This window comes from Pantoea sp. JZ2 (assembly GCF_035191405.1).
Taxonomy (GTDB): Bacteria; Pseudomonadota; Gammaproteobacteria; order Enterobacterales; family Enterobacteriaceae; genus Pantoea; species Pantoea stewartii.
In genome coordinates, this window is the sequence record NZ_CP045247.1 from 2,322,386 (window position 1) to 2,342,188 (window position 19,803).

Here is a 19,803-nt window from a genome sequence, read left to right on the forward strand (position 1 = left end):
CGGCACATTACGGGTTACAATGCCTCAGACATGCTGTATAATGGGGCCAACAGGAAAATATAACCTATTGATTTTAAAGGTTTAATTACCTAATCCATCCGACGCCTGGGAAGGCGACAATGAGGTAGCTCCATGAGCGAGAAGTTACAAAAAGTCTTAGCGCGTGCCGGTCACGGTTCGCGTCGTGAAATTGAAGCGATGATTGCGGCCGGACGCGTGAGCGTTGACGGTAAGCTTGCCACACTCGGCGATCGCATCGAAAACAATAAAGCCCTGAAAATCCGTATTGATGGCCATCTGGTATCGATTGCTGAATCTGCAACAGAAGTGTGCCGTGTGCTGGCGTATTACAAACCTGAAGGTGAACTCTGCACACGCAGCGATCCTGAAGGGCGGCCTACGGTCTTCGATCGTCTGCCGCGCCTGCGCGGTTCGCGCTGGATTGCTGTTGGCCGCCTTGACGTGAACACCTGTGGACTCATGCTTTTTACAACGGATGGTGAACTGGCTAACCGCCTGATGCATCCCAGCCGGGAAGTGGAACGTGAATACGCGGTGCGTGTGTTTGGCCAGGTTGACGATGACAAAATTCGTCAGCTCAGTAAAGGTGTGCAACTGGAAGATGGTCCGGCAGCGTTCAAAACATTGCGTTTTGCGGGTGGAGAAGGCATCAACCAGTGGTACAACGTCACCCTGACTGAAGGACGCAACCGTGAAGTTCGCCGTTTATGGGAAGCCGTGGGTGTACAGGTCAGCCGCCTGATGCGTGTCCGCTATGGCGACATCACCTTGCCAAAAGGTGTACCACGCGGTGGCTGGATGGAACTGGATCTGCCAGCGGTCAATTATCTGCGCAATCTGGTAGGAATGGATGACGAAACCGTCACCAAACTGGCGGTTGAGAAAGATCGCCGTCGTACAAAAGCCAATCAGATTCGTCGGGCCGTGAAACGTCACAGCCAGGCCAGTGGCAGACCCGCTCGTCGTAATGCCAGTAGCAAACGCAACGCAACCTGAGTGCCTGCCGGGTTGATATAAGGCTATAAAAAAGCCGCAACATCGTCTGTTGCGGCTTTTTACTTTCTGGCTGACGCTCCCGGACATCTTACCGGTGGAAGAGGGGAAACGCGCCGGTTACTAAGCCGCCCGCCATCAGCACCAGGCTAATCAAAATCCCCCATTTTATGGCAAAACGTTGATGGTCACCGATATCCACTTTGGCCAGACCGACTAACAGATAGACCGACGGCACCAGTGGACTCAGCAGATGGAAGGGTTGGCCCACAATAGAGGCTCGGGCAATTTCTTCTGCTGAAATGCCATAGCTGGCGGCCGTCTGAGCAATGACAGGCAGAATGCCAAAGTAGAAAGCATCGTTGGACATAAAAAAGGTAAAAGGCAGACTGATCAGGGCGGTAAATAGCGCAAGATAAGGTCCGAAACTGTGCGGAATAAAGGCCAGCAGACTTTTCGCCATGGCGTCCACCATGCCGGTACCTGACAGTATGCCGGTAAAAATACCTGCCGCAAAAATCAAGGCAGTCACTGCCAGCACATTACTGGCGTGTGAACCGATACGGGCTTTTTGCTCTTCAAGCGAGGGGTAATTAAGCATGACGGCAATTGCAAAAGCCAGCATAAACAGAATCTGGATGGGCATGGCACCCACCACCAGAAGCACCAGCAGTACCGTGGTCAGAATAAAGTTTGGCCAGAACATTTTGGGCCGGCGATTTGCTGCGCATTCGTCTGCATCACCCAGGCCCAGTTCGATATTATTCAGATGGTCGTCGCTGATGCGCATGACGCCCAGACGTTTACGTTCCTGTAGCCCAAACACGAAGGCCAGACCGACAAGAGCAACACAGGCGATAAGGATGGCCGGTAGCATGGGAATGAATATATCCAGCGCATCAATGCGCAGCGCGGCCGCCGCGCGGGCTGTGGGGCCTCCCCACGGCGACAGGTTCATGATGCCGCTGGCCAGGTTAACCAGGCAGGTCATTGCCAGCACATTCATGCCCAGTTTCCGGTAGAGGGGAAGAAACGCGGCAATGGCAATCATATAGGTGGTGGAACTGTCGCCATCCAGCGAGACCAGCAAGGTTAATACAGCGGTACCGACCAGCACTTTAAGCGGGTCGCCACGCACAATTTTCAGGATGAAACGCACCAGCGGATCAAACAGTCCGGCATCGATCATCAGGCCGAAATAGAGAATAGAAAACGTCAGCATCACACCCGTTGGAGCCAGCGTTTTGACCCCGTTCAGCATCATTTCCCCAAGTCCGTGATAAAACCCGCCGATAAGCGCAAAAAGCGTCGGGATAAGAATGAGCGCGATTAGCGCTGACATGCGTTTGGTCATGATCAGATACATGAAACAAACCACCATCGTAAAGCCCAGTATGGTCAGCAAAATAAGAGCCCTCTTATTGGCAAAAGTTATTCAATTGTTATCAGAAAGAACATTTAATTATGGAATCGATTAGCACGGTAATGATTAACCTGTTGATTTGATTAACCACGTGCAATGGAATGATATTAAAGCTAAATATTTTTTATCATTTATTTAACATTGAAGAGTGATCCCGATCGGTTTTACGTCTCTCAACGGTAAAAATATGTGATTGAGATCAATCATGGCGGCGGCGGATGACGCCGGTTTGCAGGCAGGGTTTCTGGAAAAGGCGCGTAAAACGTTTCGCAAAATTAACATGAATGGAAAATAAAAGCGGGAAAAGCCCTGAGGACCAGCTGTGCCAGGCTGCAATGACAATAAGCGGGCATGCAGGCCGATAAACAGGGAAAAGGAAGTACAGAGGGGGCACTGCGTAAGATAAGCAGGCCGGATGCATAAGGGCAGCCAGCCTGCGGTAAAGGCTACCAGTCTATTCCCTGCTGTGCCTGGATACCGGCGTCAAAGGCATGTTTCACCGGACGCATTTCCGTCACGGTGTCAGCCATATCCAGTAAGGTGCGATGGCAACCCCGACCCGTAAGGATGACGCTCTGGTGGGCAGGACGGCCTTGCAGAGCGGTTACCAGCTCGTCGAGTGGCAGATAATCCATACTGATCATGTAGGTGATCTCATCCAGAATCACTAAATCAAGCGTGTCATCCGACAGCATGCGTCTGGCATGTTCCCAGACGGCCAGGCAGGCCGCTGTGTCGGTCTGGCGATTTTGCGTTTCCCAGGTGAAACCCGTGGCCATTACCTGAAACTCCACCCCGTGCCGGGCCAGAAGGTTGCGTTCGCCGTTGGGCCATTCTCCCTTAATGAACTGAATGGCCGCGGCACGTTTGCCATGCCCGCAGGCGCGTAGAGCCGTGCCAAACGCAGCGGTGGTTTTCCCTTTACCGTTTCCGGTAAACACCATCAAAATGCCTCTGACTTGCTGAGCGGCAGCAATGCGGGCATCCACCTGTTCTTTCAGACGCTGTTGCCGCTGTTGATGACGATCGCTGGTCATTACTCTGCGGCCCCGGGTTTTCTGCCTGGCTGCGCATCGAAGCTCATACCGGTTTTACGGCGGCTGTCATCGCCCATTAAATAGAGGTAAAGAGGCATGATATCGGCAGGCGTTTTGAGTTTACCGGCGTCTTCCTGAGGAAACGCACTGGCGCGCATTTTCGTACGCGTACCACCAGGATTAATACAGTTAACCCGCAATGCCTGATTTTTATACTCGTCGGCCAGCACCTGCATCATGCCTTCTGTGGCGAACTTTGATACCGCGTAGGCACCCCAACCCGCGCGCCCGGTACGGCCCACACTTGACGTCGTGAATACCAGCGAGCCGCTTTCGGATTTGAGCAGCAACGGCAATAGCGCCTGGGTGAGGTAAAACGTGGCATCAACATTAATTTTCATGACCTGTTGCCAGATTTGCGGATCCAGGTCGGCCAGCGGAACAATCTCACCTAAGATACTGGCGTTATGTAACACACCATCCAGACGGGAGAATGTTTGCGCCAGTTCCTGCGCTAGCTGCGCACAGCGTGCCGGCGTGGCGTCTGAAAGATCCAATACCACCGAATGGGCAGGGCGCTTGTTCAGTTGGTTTATTAACGCTTCTGTCTGCTGCAGCTTTTCAGCGCTGCGCCCCAGTAAAATCACCTCCGCGCCGAAGCGGGCGTAGGTCAGGGCCGCTTCGCGTCCAATGCCGTCAGAGGCACCCGTCACCAGGATAATGCGATGGGCAAGTAGATCATCTTTCGGTTGATAATGCATGTTGGGAACCTCCCGCAACGTCTGGGTTTTTCGCTTTATGCCCTAATTCAGGGCACGACGCAATTAGCAATAGGGACAATCTGTGCCAGATGCTGGCATTTCAGGCGACGCAGTAGCATAAACCCGTTAAACTAGGCGTTTGTCAGTAATCCTCTGTTTAATAAGGCGACACGATGGATCTTCTTTTGAGTTATGGATTGTTTTTAGCAAAAGCGGTGACGGTGGTCGTTGCCATTGCTGCCATCGTCATGATTGTTGTACATGCCGCTCAGCGTAAACGTCACCCGGGCGGACAACTGCGATTAACGCGGTTAGATGACGATTACAACAAGATGAAAGAGGCGTTGCAGCTTGAGAAAATGAAACCGCAGGCGCAAAAACTGTGGTTAAAAAACCATAAAAAGGCCGAAAAACAGAAGGCGAAAGCAGAGAAGCGCGACGCGAAGCAGGGCAATGTCGACACCGTTAAACCCACGTTGTACGTGCTTAATTTCAATGGCAGCATCGATGCCAGTGAAGTGAAATCGCTACGCGAAGAAATTTCAGCCATTCTGGCGGTTGCCCAGCCGGGCGATGAAGTATTACTGCGTCTGGAAAGCCCGGGCGGCATGGTTCACGGTTATGGCCTGGCGGCGTCACAATTGCAGCGCCTGCGTGATGCCGGGTTGAAGCTGACAGCGGCCGTGGACAAAGTGGCGGCGAGCGGCGGCTATATGATGGCCTGTGTGGCCAATACCATCGTGGCCGCGCCTTTTGCCGTCATCGGTTCCATCGGGGTTGTCGCGCAAATCCCTAACTTCAACCGTCTGTTGAAACGTAATGACATTGACGTTGAGTTACACACGGCGGGTCAGTACAAACGTACGCTGACGCTGTTTGGTGAAAACACCGAAGAAGGACGTGAAAAATTCCAGCAGGATTTGAACGAAACCCACCTGTTGTTTAAACAGTTTGTTCATGAAATGCGTCCTTCCCTCGACATTGACCGGGTGGCAACCGGCGAGCACTGGTATGGCCGGCAGGCGCTTGGACTGGGCCTGATCGATCGTATTTCGACCAGTGACGATCTCATTATCGCGAATATGGCGAAATTCACGGTACTGGGCGTGACGTATGTACGACGTCGTTCAAAAATCGATCGCCTGACGCAAAGCGCAGGGCAGGTGCTTGAGCGCATTATGCTCAAATGGTGGCAGCGCAGCGACAAACGGTTTTTGTGATGCATCGACCCGGCTCAGGCCGGGTTTTTTATACCAGGTGATAACGGGGTGACAGCAGAACGGCCAGGTGTTTGAACAGGTTGAACACCGCCGTGGTTTTTGCGGTCGGCAGGCCTTCCGCGTCCAAAAAGTACGGCCCTTTAAACACCAGCACATCGCCCTGCTGGCTGACGGCAGTAGCTTCAATACCGGCGATAAAATCATCATGTTCCCTGAGCATCGCGTTAGCGATATCTAACAGTGCCTGGGACGACACTCCCTCAGTCAGATTCTGCATATGTCTGTGCCTTTTTGACAGTCTGATAATTCTTTCTATATTACTTGCGTACTGCACTGTTCGACAAATCGTGGGCAGGGGTAAAAAAAGGGCTTTCCTCACACCAGATGCTAATTAAGTTGCGTAACAGATTTTATCAGGTACAGTGTGGGCGTTTCAGATTCCAGGGATATTGCACCGGGAAGTGCGATTAAGTCAGGCAGAAAAAGCGATTTTTATCATAAAGTTGCACTGTAAAGAATCGACTGACCAGAGATTGAGCCCCACGTCTTGAAATACCAAACAGGCGTAGCAATATTGAACCCGATGGGTTTTCAGGGCGTCCAATCCTCTCCCGTTGAGCAGGATGTATTCATTAGGTAAAGGTAAATATGGGTAAAGCACTCGTTATTGTTGAGTCCCCGGCAAAGGCTAAAACAATCAATAAATACCTCGGCAGTGGCTACGTGGTGAAATCCAGCGTGGGCCATATCCGGGATCTGCCGACCAGTGGTTCAACCGCCAAAAAAAGTGCTGAAACCCCGACAGATAAGAAAGCCAAAAAAGTTAAGAAGGATGAGAAAGCCGCACTGGTCAGTCGTATGGGCGTTGATCCCTATCACGGCTGGGAAGCGGATTATCAAATCCTGCCCAATAAAGAGAAAGTGGTAGCGGAACTCAAAGCTTTAGCCGAGAACGCCGACCATATCTATCTCGCAACCGACCTTGACCGCGAAGGGGAAGCCATTGCGTGGCACCTGCGGGAAGTGATCGGGGGTGACGATAAGCGCTTTAGCCGCGTGGTGTTCAATGAGATCACCAAAAATGCGATTCGCCAGGCGTTTGAAACGCCGGGCGAACTCAACATTGACCGCGTCAATGCACAGCAGGCACGCCGCTTTATGGACCGTGTCGTGGGGTACATGGTATCCCCGTTATTATGGAAAAAAATCGCGCGAGGCCTGTCTGCCGGTCGCGTGCAGTCTGTTGCTGTCCGGTTAGTGGTTGAGCGTGAGCGTGAAATCAAAGCTTTTGTGCCCGAAGAGTACTGGGAACTGAGCGCTAACCTGACCACGCCGAAGGGCGATGAGCTGACGATGGACGTCACTCATGCGGGCGATAAACCGTTCCGTCCGGTCAATCACGACCAGACGCACGCCGCGCTGGCTCTGCTGGAAAAAGCGCGCTTTGCGGTCACGGACCGTGAAGACAAGCCAACCAGCAGCAAACCCGGCGCGCCGTTTATTACCTCCACGTTGCAGCAGGCGGCGAGTACCCGGCTGGGCTTTGGCGTGAAAAAGACCATGATGATGGCGCAGCGCCTGTATGAAGCGGGCCATATCACCTATATGCGTACCGATTCCACGAACCTGAGCCAGGATGCGGTTTCGATGGTGCGCGGCTACATTGAAGGCCATTTTGGTAAAAAGTACCTGCCCGATGCGGCGAATACCTTCGCCAGCAAAGAGAATTCGCAGGAAGCGCATGAAGCCATCCGTCCATCAGATGTGGAAGTGCTGGCCGAGCAGCTCAAAGATATGGAAGCGGATGCGCAGAAACTGTATCAGCTTATCTGGCGTCAGTTTGTCGCCTGTCAGATGACACCGGCACAGTACGATTCGACCACGCTGACAGTCACGGCAGGGGATTACAAACTGAAGGCCAAAGGGCGTACGCTGCGCTTTGACGGCTGGACCAAAGTCATGCCTGCGCTGCGTAAGAATGATGAGGATCGTACTTTACCGCCTGTTAACGTTGGCGATGAGCTGAGCCTGCAGGACCTGTTACCCAGCCAGCACTTTACCAAGCCACCGGCCCGCTTTAGTGAAGCTTCACTGGTCCGTGAGCTGGAAAAACGCGGTATCGGCCGTCCTTCGACCTATGCGGCCATCATTTCCACTATCCAGGATCGTGGCTACGTCAGGGTGGAAAACCGCCGCTTTTACGCTGAAAAAATGGGTGAAATTGTCACCGATCGTCTGGAAGAGAACTTCCGCGAGCTGATGAATTACGACTTTACCGCTCACATGGAAAACAGCCTCGACCAGGTCGCCAACAATCAGGCGGAGTGGAAGGCGGTTCTGGATCGCTTCTTCTCCGATTTCAGCCAGCAGCTGGAACAGGCTGAGAAAGATCCGGAAGAAGGCGGAATGCAGCCGAATCAGATGGTCCTGACCTCCATCGACTGCCCAACCTGCGGCCGTAAAATGGGGATTCGGACAGCCAGCACCGGTGTTTTCCTGGGGTGTTCAGGCTATGCGTTACCGCCGAAAGAGCGTTGCAAGCAAACCATCAACCTGATTCCGGAAAATGAAGTTCTGAATATTCTGGAAGGGGACGATGCCGAAACCAACGCGCTGCGTGCCCGTCGTCGTTGCCAGAAATGTGGCACAGCGATGGACAGCTATCTGATTGATAACGGACGCAAGCTGCACGTTTGCGGTAACAACCCTGAGTGCGATGGTTATGAAATCGAAGAAGGGGAGTTTCGTATCAAGGGCTACGATGGTCCGGTCGTCGAGTGCGAAAAATGTGGTTCTGAAATGCACCTGAAAATGGGGCGTTTCGGTAAGTACATGGCCTGTACCAATGATGACTGTAAGAACACCCGTAAGATTTTGCGTAATGGCGATGTCGCCCCGCCGAAAGAAGATCCCGTGCCGCTGCCCGAACTGCCGTGTGAAAAATCGGATGCGTATTTTGTGTTGCGTGACGGTGCTGCCGGTGTGTTCCTGGCCGCCAATACCTTCCCCAAATCGCGTGAAACCCGCGCACCGTTGGTGGAAGAGCTGCAGCGTTTCCACGACCGTTTACCTGAGAAGTTGAAATATCTGGCCGAAGCGCCAGCAACCGATCCGGAAGGCAACAAGACGCTGGTGCGCTTTAGCCGTAAAACGAAACAGCAGTATGTGGCGTCTGAAAAAGACGGCAAAGCGACAGGCTGGTCAGCGTTTTACATTGACGGCAAGTGGCAGGAAGCGAAAAAGTAACCCTGTAAGGCCAGCATTGCTGGCCTTTTTTCCCCGCCTTATATCATTCCGTTCTACATTGATACTTAAAATGCTATAGTGGTTATAGCATTTCCGATCCCTTCTTTCTGCTCAGCACCTTTCACCCGCCTGGGCGACAGTACGCCACCCGGGGATGCGACTCTGTAACCGACCAGGATAACAACAGATATGAAATTACAGCAGTTGCGCTATATCGTAGAAGTCGTGAACCACAACCTGAATGTTTCATCGACAGCAGAAGGGCTTTACACCTCGCAGCCGGGCATCAGTAAGCAGGTCCGTATGCTGGAGGATGAGCTTGGGGTGCAGATTTTCGCCCGCAGCGGTAAGCACCTGACGCAGGTTACGCCCGCCGGTGAAGAAATCATTCGCATCGCGCGCGAAGTGCTTTCCAAAGTGGATGCCATTAAATCTGTCGCAGGTGAACATACCTGGCCGGATAAAGGCTCGTTATATGTTGCCACTACGCACACTCAGGCGCGCTATGCGCTGCCCGGCGTGATTAAGGGCTTTATCGAACGTTATCCACGTGTCTCGCTGCATATGCATCAGGGTTCACCAACGCAGATTGCCGAGGCGGTTTCTAAAGGCAACGCAGACTTTGCAATTGCCACGGAAGCGCTCCACCTCTACGACGATCTCATTATGCTACCGTGCTATCACTGGAACCGCGCTATCGTGGTCACGCCAGACCATCCGCTGGCGGGAAAAGGGCAGGTGACGATAGAGGAGCTGGCCGATTTTCCGCTGGTAACCTATACCTTCGGCTTCACCGGACGCTCCGAGCTGGATACCGCCTTTATGCGCGCGGGGTTGACGCCACGTATCGTCTTTACCGCAACGGATGCCGACGTCATTAAAACGTATGTTCGCCTGGGGCTGGGCGTAGGGGTGATTGCGAGTATGGCGGTGGATCCCGTTGCTGATCCTGACCTCGTCAGAATTGAAGCCTCTGAAATCTTCACCAACAGTACGACGAAGATTGGTTTCCGCCGCAGCACCTTCCTGCGCAGTTATATGTATGACTTCATCCAGCGCTTCGCTCCTCATCTGACGCGCGATGTCGTGGATACGGCTGTAGCGTTGCGTTCCAACGAGGACATTGAGGCCATGTTTAAAGATATCAAGCTGCCGTTTAAGTAACGGTTATCTGTCGTCGCGTATTCTCAGGCTGCTTAGTGCAGCCTTTTTTATGCAAGAATGTTAGCGCCATGTTTATATTGAGAAGTTTCATTATCTTTTTGTAAATGTAACGTCGATCACATGTTTAAAGCTTGCTGTATCTTAAATGCGAAATACGACACATTTTTGACGCGATTTCTTTGCGGGCTGCCAGGATTATTCCCATACTCCAGTTAACGCTTGATGGAGAAGCTTTTATTTAGGGGTTAGTTAACACGGTCTTTAGTAATGACTGGATCTGAAGTTAAATTAACTCAAATTTTTGTCAGGCGGATTTTAATAGTATGGGTAATAAGTCATTAATCGTTACTTAAGTAATTTTACAGTTTTGATAAATTGCGTTAATCGTTTTGTGCAATAAAAATGACTGGATTTTTGGCCTTAACGGGTTTAGGATTCCTCCTAAATCTTAATCGATGTTATCAATCGTTTTATTGAGAGTGATTATCAAAAACTATGGCTACGAGACTGACTGTTGATCCGGGCTTCCCGGCTAAAAGCACCAAGGTTAAGCGTACAGGTAACACTCGTCGCAATGCCTGGTTAACTGTGTTCGCTGCCTCAGCGCTGTTCTGGGTGGTTGTAGCATTAATGATTTGGCGCATCTGGGGTTAAGCCATGTGGGCAAACGCACTCTGCCATAAGCACACCATGACGACTCGTCAGCATCGTCTCTCTGGCTATAAAGCGAAAGAGCCGGTTGCAAAGGCGGAAAAAGTGACTATCCCCGAAAGTTGGGATCTGAACGAGCATCAGCGTAATTTCATCGAGTCCTTTCTGGACCCGAAAACAAAATAATTTTACATCGCGTTTTTCTTTCGACATTTCTTCTGTCTTTCTGACTTACTTAATTAAGCGCTCTTCACACGTTGCATAAATGATGTCATCCCTTATCAGGATGCGAGTACGGCTTTTATTGCCCTTTCTACGCAGGAGTATTGCTATGAATATGATTAAAATGACCTGGTTTAGTGCTTATGCGTTCTCATTTACCGTGTGGATGGCAGCGCTCTGGGCAGCGCTATAATTTAAACGTGTCTCTTTCTCAATAATGCCTCGCAACATTGCGGGGCATTTTTGTTTGCGTCCGATTGTAGCAATCTGTGTTGTAATCAAAACGTTAACAAAAAAGTGGTCTATCTTTATACTAAACCTTGTTGTCTCTGAGGTTTAAAGACCATGTATTATAAAGGAGGAGCTATGTCGTCATCCCTACGCGAGCAGAGTCAGGAAACACTGCAGGTAGATAATCACAACTATCACATCTTCAGTCTACCTCGCGCTTCACAACATCTCGGTAACATTGATCGGTTGCCTAAATCCCTCAAAGTGCTGTTAGAAAACCTGTTGCGCTGGCAGGATGGCGACTCAGTCACTGAGGAAGATATCCAGGCGCTGGTTGACTGGCAAAAAACCGGCCACGCCGACAGGGAAATTGCTTACCGCCCGGCCCGTGTTTTAATGCAGGATTTCACCGGCGTACCCGCCGTTGTTGATTTAGCCGCGATGCGTGAAGCGGTGAACCGACTGGGCGGAGACGTGAATAAAGTCAACCCACTGACCCCGGTCGATCTGGTCATTGACCACTCCGTCACCGTTGACCATTTTGGCGACGACGATGCCTTTGAAGAGAACGTGCGGCTTGAGATGGAACGCAACCATGAGCGTTACGTCTTCCTGCGCTGGGGCCAGAAAGCCTTTGACCAGTTCCGGGTGGTGCCACCGGGGACCGGGATCTGTCACCAGGTAAACCTTGAATACCTGGGGAAAGCAATCTGGCAGCAGCAGATAAACGGCGAAACCTATGCCTGGCCGGACACCTTAGTCGGGACGGATTCTCATACCACGATGATCAATGCGCTTGGCGTGCTGGGATGGGGCGTCGGCGGGATTGAAGCCGAAGCGGCGATGCTGGGGCAACCGGTGTCTATGCTGATCCCGGATGTCGTGGGCTTCAAACTCACTGGCAAACTGCGGCCGGGCATTACCGCGACCGATCTGGTGCTAACGGTGACGCAAATGTTGCGTAAGCACGGCGTGGTGGGCAAATTTGTGGAATTCTATGGTGATGGCCTGGCCGATCTGCCGCTGGCGGATCGCGCAACCATCGCCAATATGGCACCGGAATACGGCGCCACCTGCGGTTTCTTCCCTGTCGATGAAGTGACACTGAGCTATATGACCTTAACCGGACGCGATGCCGAACAGGTTGCGCTGGTAGAACATTATGCTAAACGCCAGGGAATGTGGCGTAATGCGGGCGATGAACCTGTCTTCACCAGCAGTCTTGCGCTGGACATGAATGATGTTGAATCAAGTCTGGCCGGACCAAAACGCCCACAGGATCGCGTGTCCCTGGGCGATGTCCCGGCGGCGTTCGACGCCAGCAATGAACTGGAAGTCAACCACGCGCAGAAACCTCATAAAGAAGTCACCTACACGGACAGCGATACCGGACTTTCCCATACCCTGACCAACGGCGCGGTGGCCATTGCGGCGATTACCTCGTGTACAAACACCTCAAACCCAAGTGTCCTGATGGCCGCAGGTTTACTGGCGAAAAAGGCGGTAGAGCGGGGCCTGAAACGCCAGCCGTGGGTCAAGGCATCTCTTGCTCCGGGCTCTAAAGTGGTTTCCGACTATCTGGCCGTCGCACAACTGACGCCGTTCCTCGATAAACTGGGCTTTAATCTGGTCGGCTATGGCTGTACAACCTGTATCGGTAACTCCGGCCCGCTGCCGGATGCGATCGAATCGGCGATTAAAGAGGGCGACCTCACTGTGGGGGCCGTGCTGTCGGGTAACCGTAATTTCGAAGGCCGTATTCATCCGCTGATTAAAACCAACTGGCTGGCTTCACCGCCGCTGGTGGTGGCCTATGCGCTCGCGGGGAATATGAAGATCAACCTGCAAACTGATCCGCTCGGACAGGATCGGGATGGCAAGCCGGTCTTTTTGAAAGATATCTGGCCTTCGCCTGAAGAAATCGCGACAGCGGTACAGCAGGTTACCAGCGATATGTACCACAAAGAGTATGCGGAAGTCTTTGACGGTACGCCCGAATGGCAGGCCATCAAAGTCAGCGAAGCCGCGACCTATGACTGGGACGAAGGATCAACCTATATCCGTCTGTCACCGTTCTTTGATGACATGGAAAAAACGCCCAAACCGGTCGAAGACATTCGTGGCGCGCGTTTGCTGGCTATTCTGGGGGATTCGGTCACAACAGACCATATTTCACCGGCAGGTAGCATCAAAGCAGAAAGCCCGGCAGGGCGCTATCTGTTGGCGCATGGTGTCGAGCGCAATGACTTCAACTCCTATGGCTCGCGTCGTGGTAACCACGAAGTCATGATGCGCGGAACCTTTGCCAACATTCGTATTCGCAATGAAATGGTGCCGGGCGTTGAGGGTGGCTATACCAAACATTATCCGAGTGGTGAACAACTGGCCATTTACGATGCCGCGATGAAATATCAGGCCGAAGGCGTGCCGCTGGCCGTCATTGCCGGTAAAGAGTACGGGTCAGGTTCGAGTCGTGACTGGGCAGCGAAGGGACCGCGTCTGCAGGGCGTTCGCGTGGTGATCGCCGAATCGTTCGAACGTATCCACCGCTCTAACCTGATCGGTATGGGGATCTTACCGCTGGAATTCCCGCAGGGCGTAACGCGTAAAACATTAGGACTGAAAGGGGATGAGTCGGTTGACGTTGAGAACCTGTCACAACTCACGCCGGGCTGCACCGTGCCAGTGACAATCACGCGTGCCGATGGCAGCAAAGAGAAGCTGGATACCCGCTGTCGCATTGATACCGGTAATGAGCTGACCTATTACCGCAACGACGGTATTCTGCATTATGTGATTCGAAATATGCTCAACTGATACGAAAAAGCCGGGGAAACCCGGCTTTTTTATTCACTGCTTCGGCAACAGATGGCCCATTTTTTCGGCTTTGGTATCGAGATAGTGCGCATTTTTGGGATTCCGTCCCACCACCAACGGCACACGTTCAACGATGTTAATACCGGCTTCGCTCAGGATTTCAACCTTGCGCGGATTATTTGTAAGCAGGCGAACCTCGTTCACCCCAAGGAGCTTAAACATATCTGCGCAGAGCGTGAAGTCACGTTCATCAGCGGCAAAACCGAGCTGATGGTTAGCTTCAACCGTGTCATACCCTTTGTCCTGCAAAGCGTAAGCGCGAATTTTATTCAGCAGACCGATATTGCGGCCTTCCTGGCGGTGATAAAGCAATACACCACGTCCTTCTTCGGCAATGGCATTCAGCGCAGCTTCAAGTTGAAAGCCGCAATCGCAACGCAGGCTGAACAGCGCATCACCGGTAAGACATTCCGAATGAACGCGCGCCAGGACCGGTTCGTTATCATTGATATCGCCAAAGACCAGAGCAACGTGGTCGTGACCGGTTGCCAGTTCTTCAAAACCTACCATCAGGAAATCTCCCCATGGCGTTGGCAGTTTGGCTTCTGCCACCCGTTTAAGCTGCATGTGACTCTCCAGAACCATCAGAGGATGCACTATCATCATGATAGTGCACAGGCCGATGTGGCCCGACAAACGTGCAATATTGTGCCACAACCGCGAGGTCGGCTGTTAATCTGTGTAAACGATTGTTGTGATAAAGCACGATTATCTAATCCGTAAAGGTTATGTTATTCTTTTTTAAGCTAAAGTTTTACCGGTATGACGGCTTTTCATCAGTAAAAAGGAAAAGGGATGGTTAAAATTTTGCAACGTACCACAGCAGGGATGGTGTTACTGCTGATGATGCCATTAGCCGTGTGGCTGTCCGGCTGGCAATGGCAACCCGAGGAAAGTAACACGTTTCTGAGAGTCCTGTTCTGGATGACAGAAACGGTGACCCGGCCATGGGGCATACTGACCAGCCTGGTATTAAGTGCCTGGGTATTATGGTGTCTTCGCTTTCGGCTTAAACCGGCATTGCTGCTGTTGCTGATCATGAATGTCACAATTCTGGCGGGCCAGTATACCAAATCATTCATTAAAGAGCGGGTGCAGGAACCCCGACCTTATGTGGTATGGCTGGAGAAAACGCACGGTCTGGATGACAAAACCTTCTATCAGTTAAACCGCACCCAGCGTGGTGAACGCGTTACCGCACTGATTGCGGATGAATCGCATATTCCGGTCTGGCTAAAAAAGCACTGGGCGTTTGAAACAGGGTTCGCCTTCCCGTCAGGTCATACCTTGTTCGCGGCGAGCTGGGCATTACTGGTCATTGGCCTGCTATGGCCGCGCCGGCATTATAAAACGATAGTGCTGGTCGGCGTTTGGGCGGTGGGCGTTATGGGAAGCCGCTTGTTACTGGGTATGCACTGGCCGCGCGATCTTGCCGTTGCCACCGTGCTGTCCTGGTTTTTGGTGGTCATCGCCACCTGGCTTGCCCAGCGCTTTTGTGGACCGCTGACGTTGCCCCCCGACGAGCAAAAGGAAGTGGCAGAACGCGACCAGGGATTGTAATTGCGCCGTTCAGCCTCATATCTTGCGACTGAACCGCGCAAAAGTGCTTCGCCTGATGCTGCAAGGAGCAGTATTTCTGCCGTAATTTTGGCATACTTTGATTCGACAACCTCACAACAGGATGCACTGTGAAATATTTGCTGATTTTTTTAGTGGTTTTGGTCATTTTTATCATTTCTGTGACCCTTGGCGCACACAACGACCAGGTTATCACCTTTAACTATCTGCTGGCGCAGGGCGATTTCCGTATCTCCACTTTACTGGCAACGTTGTTCGGCGTGGGCTTCCTGCTGGGCTGGGTCATTTGTGGGCTGTTCTGGCTGCGTGTTCGCGTCTCGCTGGCGAACGCCCAACGTAAAATTAAACGTCTGCAGGCTCAGGTTGATCAGAATGCGCCTGGCACAGGTGGTAAACCGTTGCCGCCAACCGTGCAGGAATAAGATTCCATGTTAGAACTGCTGTTTCTGTTACTGCCTGTTGCGGCGGCCTATGGCTGGTACATGGGACGCCGTAGTGCGCAGCAGGACAAGCAACAGGAATCCAACCGCTTGTCACGCGAATACGTGGCCGGCGTTAACTTTCTGCTGTCCAACCAACAGGATAAAGCGGTCGATCTGTTCCTTGATATGCTGAAGGAAGACAGCGGCACCGTTGAGGCGCATCTTACGCTGGGAAATCTGTTCCGCTCCCGCGGTGAAGTCGACCGTGCGATTCGAATCCATCAGTCGTTAATGGAAAGTGCCTCTCTGAGCTATGAGCAGCGTTTATTAGCCATCCAGCAACTGGGGCGCGATTACATGGCCGCGGGGCTTTATGACCGCGCGGAAGACATGTTTAAACAGCTCACCGATGAAACGGATTTCCGCATTGGTGCCCTGCAGCAGTTATTGCTTATTCATCAGGCGACCAGCGACTGGCTTCAGGCGATTGAGGTCGCTGAGCGCCTGGTGAAATTAGGCAAAGACAAGCAGAAGGGCGAGATCGCGCATTTCTACTGTGAACTGGCTTTGCAGGCGATGAGCAGCGACGATCTTGACCGCGCAATGACGCTGTTGAAAAAGGGCGAGGCGGCAGATCGCCAGAGCGCGCGAGTCTCCATTATGATGGGACGCATTCTGATGGAGAAAGGGGAGTACGGCAAAGCGGTTGAGCATCTGCAACGTGTACTGGATCAGGACAAAGAACTGGTCAGTGAAACGCTGCCGATGCTGGAGACCTGTTTTCAGCGACTTAATCAGCCCGACGCCTGGGCTGCCTTTCTCAAACGCTGCGTGGAAGAAAATACCGGCGCCGCCGCAGAACTTTATCTTTCCGCGATTCTGGAGCAAGAGCAGGGCGCGGAAGCCGCACAAAATTACATTAATCATCAGTTACAGCGTCATCCCAATATGCGCGTGTTTCATCGCCTGATGGAGTTTCACCTGCATGAGGCGGAAGACGGTCGCGCCAAAGAGAGTCTGATGGTCCTGCGCGACCTGGTCGGCGAACAAATCCGGACCAAGCCGCGCTACCGTTGCCAGAAATGTGGCTTTACTGCCCATGCGCTTTACTGGCATTGTCCTTCCTGCCGCACCTGGTCATCGGTCAAACCGATTCGGGGACTCGACGGGCAATAACTGCGCACGCGATGCGCACTGTTGCCTGTCTTTCTGGTGACTAATTTAGTTACAACATACTATAAAGAGCCTCTTCACCAGCCTGCATCAGCACCGTGCGAATATCGCCTCGCAGGATAACAGGGATTGTGATGGGAAATGCGGGCAGGTAGAATGCGTGCCGTTTGTCTAACGCGCCAGCAGGTGCCTACCGCAGAGGAAATAGCATGGCCTTATCCCCGACTTCACCCGTGTTAGTGGCGCTTGATTACCACGATTTAAACAGCGCGCTGCATTTTGTTGATCAGATAGAGCCAGGTAGCTGTCGCCTGAAAGTGGGCAAAGAAATGTTCACATTATTTGGCCCTCAGTTGGTCAAAACGCTGCAACAACGCGGCTTTGAAATCTTCCTCGACCTGAAATTCCATGATATCCCCAATACAACGGCCCATGCTGTCGCCGCCGCCGCCGATCTTGGTGTCTGGATGGTGAATGTGCACGCCAGCGGCGGTGCGCGTATGATGAACGCCGCCCGTGAAGCGTTAGTGCCTTTTGGGCAGCAAGCGCCGTTACTGATTGCCGTCACCGTCCTGACCAGTATGAATGCAGATGACTTGCTGGGTCTGGGTATCACGCTTTCTCCGGCAGAGCAGGCCGAGCGCCTGGCAAAGCTGACCCACGAATGTGGCCTGGATGGTGTGGTTTGTTCCGCCCACGAAGCCACTCGATTTAAACAGGTCATTGGCAGGGACTTCACGCTGGTCACGCCAGGCATCCGCCCGGCCGGCAGCGACGCCGGCGATCAGCGTCGCGTAATGACGCCGCAGCAGGCGAAGCTCGCCGGGGTGGATTATATGGTCATTGGCCGCCCGGTTACACAGTCTGCTAACCCGGCGGCGACGCTGAAAGCCATAATCAATGATCTGGAGGCGGTAAAATGAGTCGTGACAACCCACTTGTATATTCCACAGATTCAGGCCGCATTGTGCAACCCGAACAGAAAGTGGAACGTCCTAAAGGGGACGGCATTGTTCGTATCCAGCGCCAGACCAGCGGCCGGAAAGGCAAGGGCGTTTGCCTGATAACTGGCGTGGACATGGATGACGGTGCACTGAATCTGCTGGCTGCCGAGCTAAAAAAGAAATGCGGTTGTGGCGGATCGGTGAAAGACGGTGTAATTGAAATTCAGGGCGACAAACGTGATTTACTTAAAAGCCTGCTGGAAGCCAAAGGTATGAAAGTCAAACTGGCGGGCGGTTAAATAAAAAACCGGGCGACTTGTGTAGCCCGGCTTATGGTGTAGATGCGCTGCGTAGCCGTTAATTGTTTTAATTGCGGTTCTTAGTGAATCTGATGACCGATAATCCCACCTACTGCGGCACCGCCGACTGTACCCAGCGCGCTGCCGTTGGTCAGTACTGAACCACCAATGGCACCCGCACCTGCACCAATCGCAGTATTGCGGTCACGCTTAGACCAGTTAGAACAGCCGCTTAACGCCACAACCAGGGTGGTCGCTAAAACCGCAACGGTCAATTTTTTCATTGTAATTGTCATAAACTTCTCCTTTATTGTGTTTGCAGAGGCAACACACTAAGTATAGCTTTGAAATTTTTTCAGGCCGCTTGTGCCGCATTATTACCGCATCCTTTTAGTATAAAAACGCGGACACCATGGACGATCTGTTTGTAGCGGCTGAAAAGCACCAGTAGCAGGTGGACCTGCCCGACGCCTGACAGAATTCTATTCATTTTGAAGGTTTTCCGAAGAGGGATAATTCTTAATTCTCAGCACAATTTTCCATTCACAGCTATTTTCCGCTGCTTTTTAGCCATTTGCTCCATAACGTTTTTTCTGCCTGCTCCGCAAAATGTTAAGACCTTATTCAGCAGGAGAAAAAAATGCTGGAACATCTGAAACAACAGGTTCTGGAAGCCAATCTCGATCTTCCTAAACATAACCTTGTTACCTTCACCTGGGGCAATGTCAGCGCCCTCGATCGTGAGCAGGGTTTGCTGGTGATTAAGCCTTCCGGCGTCAGTTACGATGTAATGAAAGTGGATGACATGGTAGTGGTGGATCTGGCGAGCGGAGAGGTTATCGAAGGCACAAAACGTCCTTCCTCTGACACGGCTACGCACCGGGCGCTTTATCTGGCCTGGCCCGAAGTAGGTGGAATTGTCCATACGCACTCACGCCACGCCACCATCTGGGCGCAGGCCGGTCGTGCCATTCCGGCCTGGGGAACCACACACGCGGACGACTTCTACGGTGAAATTCCCTGTACCCGCGCCATGCGTGACGAGGAGATTCAACAGCAATACGAGTGGAATACGGGTGAAGTGATTATTGAAACCTTTGCGCAGCGTGGGCTTTCTCCCACTGCGATTCCCGCCGTGCTGGTGAATTCACATGGCCCCTTCGCGTGGGGCAAAGATGCCCATGCGGCGGTGCACAGCGCGGTGGTGCTGGAAGAGGTGGCGTATATGGGATTGTTCAGTCAGCAGCTGACGGCCGGTCTTCCCCCCATCCAGCAAACCCTGCTCGATCTGCATTACTTGCGCAAGCATGGTGAAAATGCCTGGTACGGCCAGAAATAAGGTTGAGGGCGCAGCCTGGTCTGCGTCCTGATTTGCACGTTACGCACGGCTTACGTGGCGTGAAAGTCTCTTCAGTGCCCGTTATCGGTTGGCGCTGTTCTGCCAGCGAGTTGCGTGCTATCAAGAAATCATACTAATCAATAAAATGTCGTGCATCAGGGATCACTCTGGAATTTATCTTGTAAATCAATCTCTCATTTGG

Annotated in this window: 19 protein-coding genes; 13 read left to right on the forward strand and 6 right to left on the reverse strand. The window is 52.4% G+C overall.

Annotated features, from left to right (window positions below; genetic code table 11):
- The first annotated feature begins 132 nt into the window (after positions 1-132).
- Positions 133-1,017 carry a 23S rRNA pseudouridine(2605) synthase RluB gene (rluB, locus tag GC087_RS11190; RefSeq protein WP_006119347.1) on the forward strand — a complete coding sequence of 295 codons (885 nt, stop codon included), beginning with the start codon at positions 133-135 and terminating at the stop codon, positions 1,015-1,017.
- Positions 1,018-1,105: 88 nt separating this feature from the next.
- On the opposite strand, the gene GC087_RS11195 is transcribed toward rluB, so the two are convergent.
- The 3 genes from GC087_RS11195 to GC087_RS11205 all read right to left on the reverse strand — a co-directional run bounded on the left by GC087_RS11195 (position 1,106) and on the right by GC087_RS11205 (position 4,235).
- The gene (locus GC087_RS11195) at positions 1,106-2,419 is read right to left on the reverse strand and encodes a CitMHS family transporter (RefSeq protein ID WP_006119344.1); all 1,314 of its coding nucleotides are present in this window, start codon (positions 2,417-2,419) and stop codon (positions 1,106-1,108) included.
- A gap of 464 nt (positions 2,420-2,883) precedes the next feature.
- Positions 2,884-3,474 carry a cob(I)yrinic acid a,c-diamide adenosyltransferase gene (cobO, locus tag GC087_RS11200; protein WP_054633695.1) on the reverse strand — a complete coding sequence of 197 codons (591 nt, stop codon included), beginning with the start codon at positions 3,472-3,474 and terminating at the stop codon, positions 2,884-2,886.
- Positions 3,474-4,235 (reverse strand): YciK family oxidoreductase, encoded by a 762-nt coding sequence (locus GC087_RS11205; RefSeq protein ID WP_006119341.1) that lies wholly within the window; start codon positions 4,233-4,235, stop codon positions 3,474-3,476. Before GC087_RS11205 ends, cobO begins: the two co-directional genes overlap by 1 nt.
- Before the next feature lie 173 nt (positions 4,236-4,408).
- Between GC087_RS11205 and sohB the strand changes: the two genes are divergently transcribed.
- Positions 4,409-5,455 carry a protease SohB gene (gene sohB, locus GC087_RS11210; protein WP_205950396.1) on the forward strand — a complete coding sequence of 349 codons (1,047 nt, stop codon included), beginning with the start codon at positions 4,409-4,411 and terminating at the stop codon, positions 5,453-5,455.
- Positions 5,456-5,483: 28 nt separating this feature from the next.
- Here sohB and GC087_RS11215 read toward each other — a convergent pair whose 3' ends face one another.
- The gene (locus GC087_RS11215; RefSeq protein WP_033741829.1) at positions 5,484-5,732 is read right to left on the reverse strand and encodes a DUF2498 family protein; all 249 of its coding nucleotides are present in this window, start codon (positions 5,730-5,732) and stop codon (positions 5,484-5,486) included.
- Between the two features lie 371 nt (positions 5,733-6,103).
- Here GC087_RS11215 and topA point away from each other — a divergent pair, with 371 nt between their 5' ends.
- The 5 genes from topA to acnA all read left to right on the forward strand — a co-directional run bounded on the left by topA (position 6,104) and on the right by acnA (position 13,786).
- A complete protein-coding gene (gene topA / locus GC087_RS11220; protein ID WP_006119337.1) occupies positions 6,104-8,701 on the forward strand; it encodes a type I DNA topoisomerase in 2,598 nt (865 codons plus the stop codon).
- A 189-nt stretch (positions 8,702-8,890) separates the two neighbouring features.
- Positions 8,891-9,865, forward strand: coding sequence for an HTH-type transcriptional regulator CysB (gene cysB, locus GC087_RS11225; RefSeq protein ID WP_033741825.1), 975 nt, complete (start codon positions 8,891-8,893; stop codon positions 9,863-9,865).
- A gap of 495 nt (positions 9,866-10,360) precedes the next feature.
- Positions 10,361-10,519 (forward strand): YmiA family putative membrane protein, encoded by a 159-nt coding sequence (locus tag GC087_RS11230; RefSeq protein ID WP_006119333.1) that lies wholly within the window; start codon positions 10,361-10,363, stop codon positions 10,517-10,519.
- Positions 10,520-10,522: 3 nt separating this feature from the next.
- Positions 10,523-10,702 (forward strand): YciX family protein, encoded by a 180-nt coding sequence (locus GC087_RS11235; RefSeq protein WP_033741823.1) that lies wholly within the window; start codon positions 10,523-10,525, stop codon positions 10,700-10,702.
- Between the two features lie 402 nt (positions 10,703-11,104).
- Positions 11,105-13,786, forward strand: a complete 2,682-nt coding sequence (gene acnA / locus GC087_RS11240; protein WP_324028399.1) for an aconitate hydratase AcnA — start codon at positions 11,105-11,107, stop codon at positions 13,784-13,786.
- Positions 13,787-13,819: 33 nt separating this feature from the next.
- Here the strand turns inward: acnA and ribA are convergent, their stop codons facing one another.
- Positions 13,820-14,413 (reverse strand): GTP cyclohydrolase II, encoded by a 594-nt coding sequence (gene ribA, locus GC087_RS11245; RefSeq protein WP_006119329.1) that lies wholly within the window; start codon positions 14,411-14,413, stop codon positions 13,820-13,822.
- A gap of 228 nt (positions 14,414-14,641) precedes the next feature.
- Between ribA and pgpB the strand changes: the two genes are divergently transcribed.
- The 5 genes from pgpB (at position 14,642) to yciH (ending at position 18,262) form a co-directional block, all read left to right on the forward strand.
- The gene (pgpB, locus tag GC087_RS11250) at positions 14,642-15,406 is read left to right on the forward strand and encodes a phosphatidylglycerophosphatase B (protein ID WP_033741819.1); all 765 of its coding nucleotides are present in this window, start codon (positions 14,642-14,644) and stop codon (positions 15,404-15,406) included.
- Positions 15,407-15,534: 128 nt separating this feature from the next.
- Complete coding sequence (locus GC087_RS11255; RefSeq protein ID WP_033741817.1) at positions 15,535-15,846, forward strand: LapA family protein; 312 nt, start codon at positions 15,535-15,537, stop codon at positions 15,844-15,846.
- A gap of 6 nt (positions 15,847-15,852) precedes the next feature.
- The gene (lapB, locus tag GC087_RS11260; protein WP_006119326.1) at positions 15,853-17,022 is read left to right on the forward strand and encodes a lipopolysaccharide assembly protein LapB; all 1,170 of its coding nucleotides are present in this window, start codon (positions 15,853-15,855) and stop codon (positions 17,020-17,022) included.
- 206 nt (positions 17,023-17,228) lie between these two features.
- On the forward strand, positions 17,229-17,942 hold the full coding sequence (pyrF, locus tag GC087_RS11265; RefSeq protein WP_058708089.1) for an orotidine-5'-phosphate decarboxylase: 714 nt from the start codon (positions 17,229-17,231) through the stop codon (positions 17,940-17,942).
- Complete coding sequence (yciH, locus tag GC087_RS11270; RefSeq protein ID WP_006119324.1) at positions 17,939-18,262, forward strand: stress response translation initiation inhibitor YciH; 324 nt, start codon at positions 17,939-17,941, stop codon at positions 18,260-18,262. Before pyrF ends, yciH begins: the two co-directional genes overlap by 4 nt.
- 80 nt (positions 18,263-18,342) lie before the next feature.
- Here the strand turns inward: yciH and osmB are convergent, their stop codons facing one another.
- A complete protein-coding gene (gene osmB / locus GC087_RS11275; protein ID WP_006119323.1) occupies positions 18,343-18,558 on the reverse strand; it encodes an osmotically-inducible lipoprotein OsmB in 216 nt (71 codons plus the stop codon).
- Positions 18,559-18,902: 344 nt separating this feature from the next.
- On the opposite strand from osmB, the gene araD reads away from it, so the two are divergent.
- Positions 18,903-19,601: an L-ribulose-5-phosphate 4-epimerase gene (gene araD / locus GC087_RS11280; protein WP_006119322.1), complete on the forward strand. Its 699-nt coding sequence runs from the start codon at positions 18,903-18,905 to the stop codon at positions 19,599-19,601.
- Positions 19,602-19,803 lie beyond the last annotated feature (202 nt).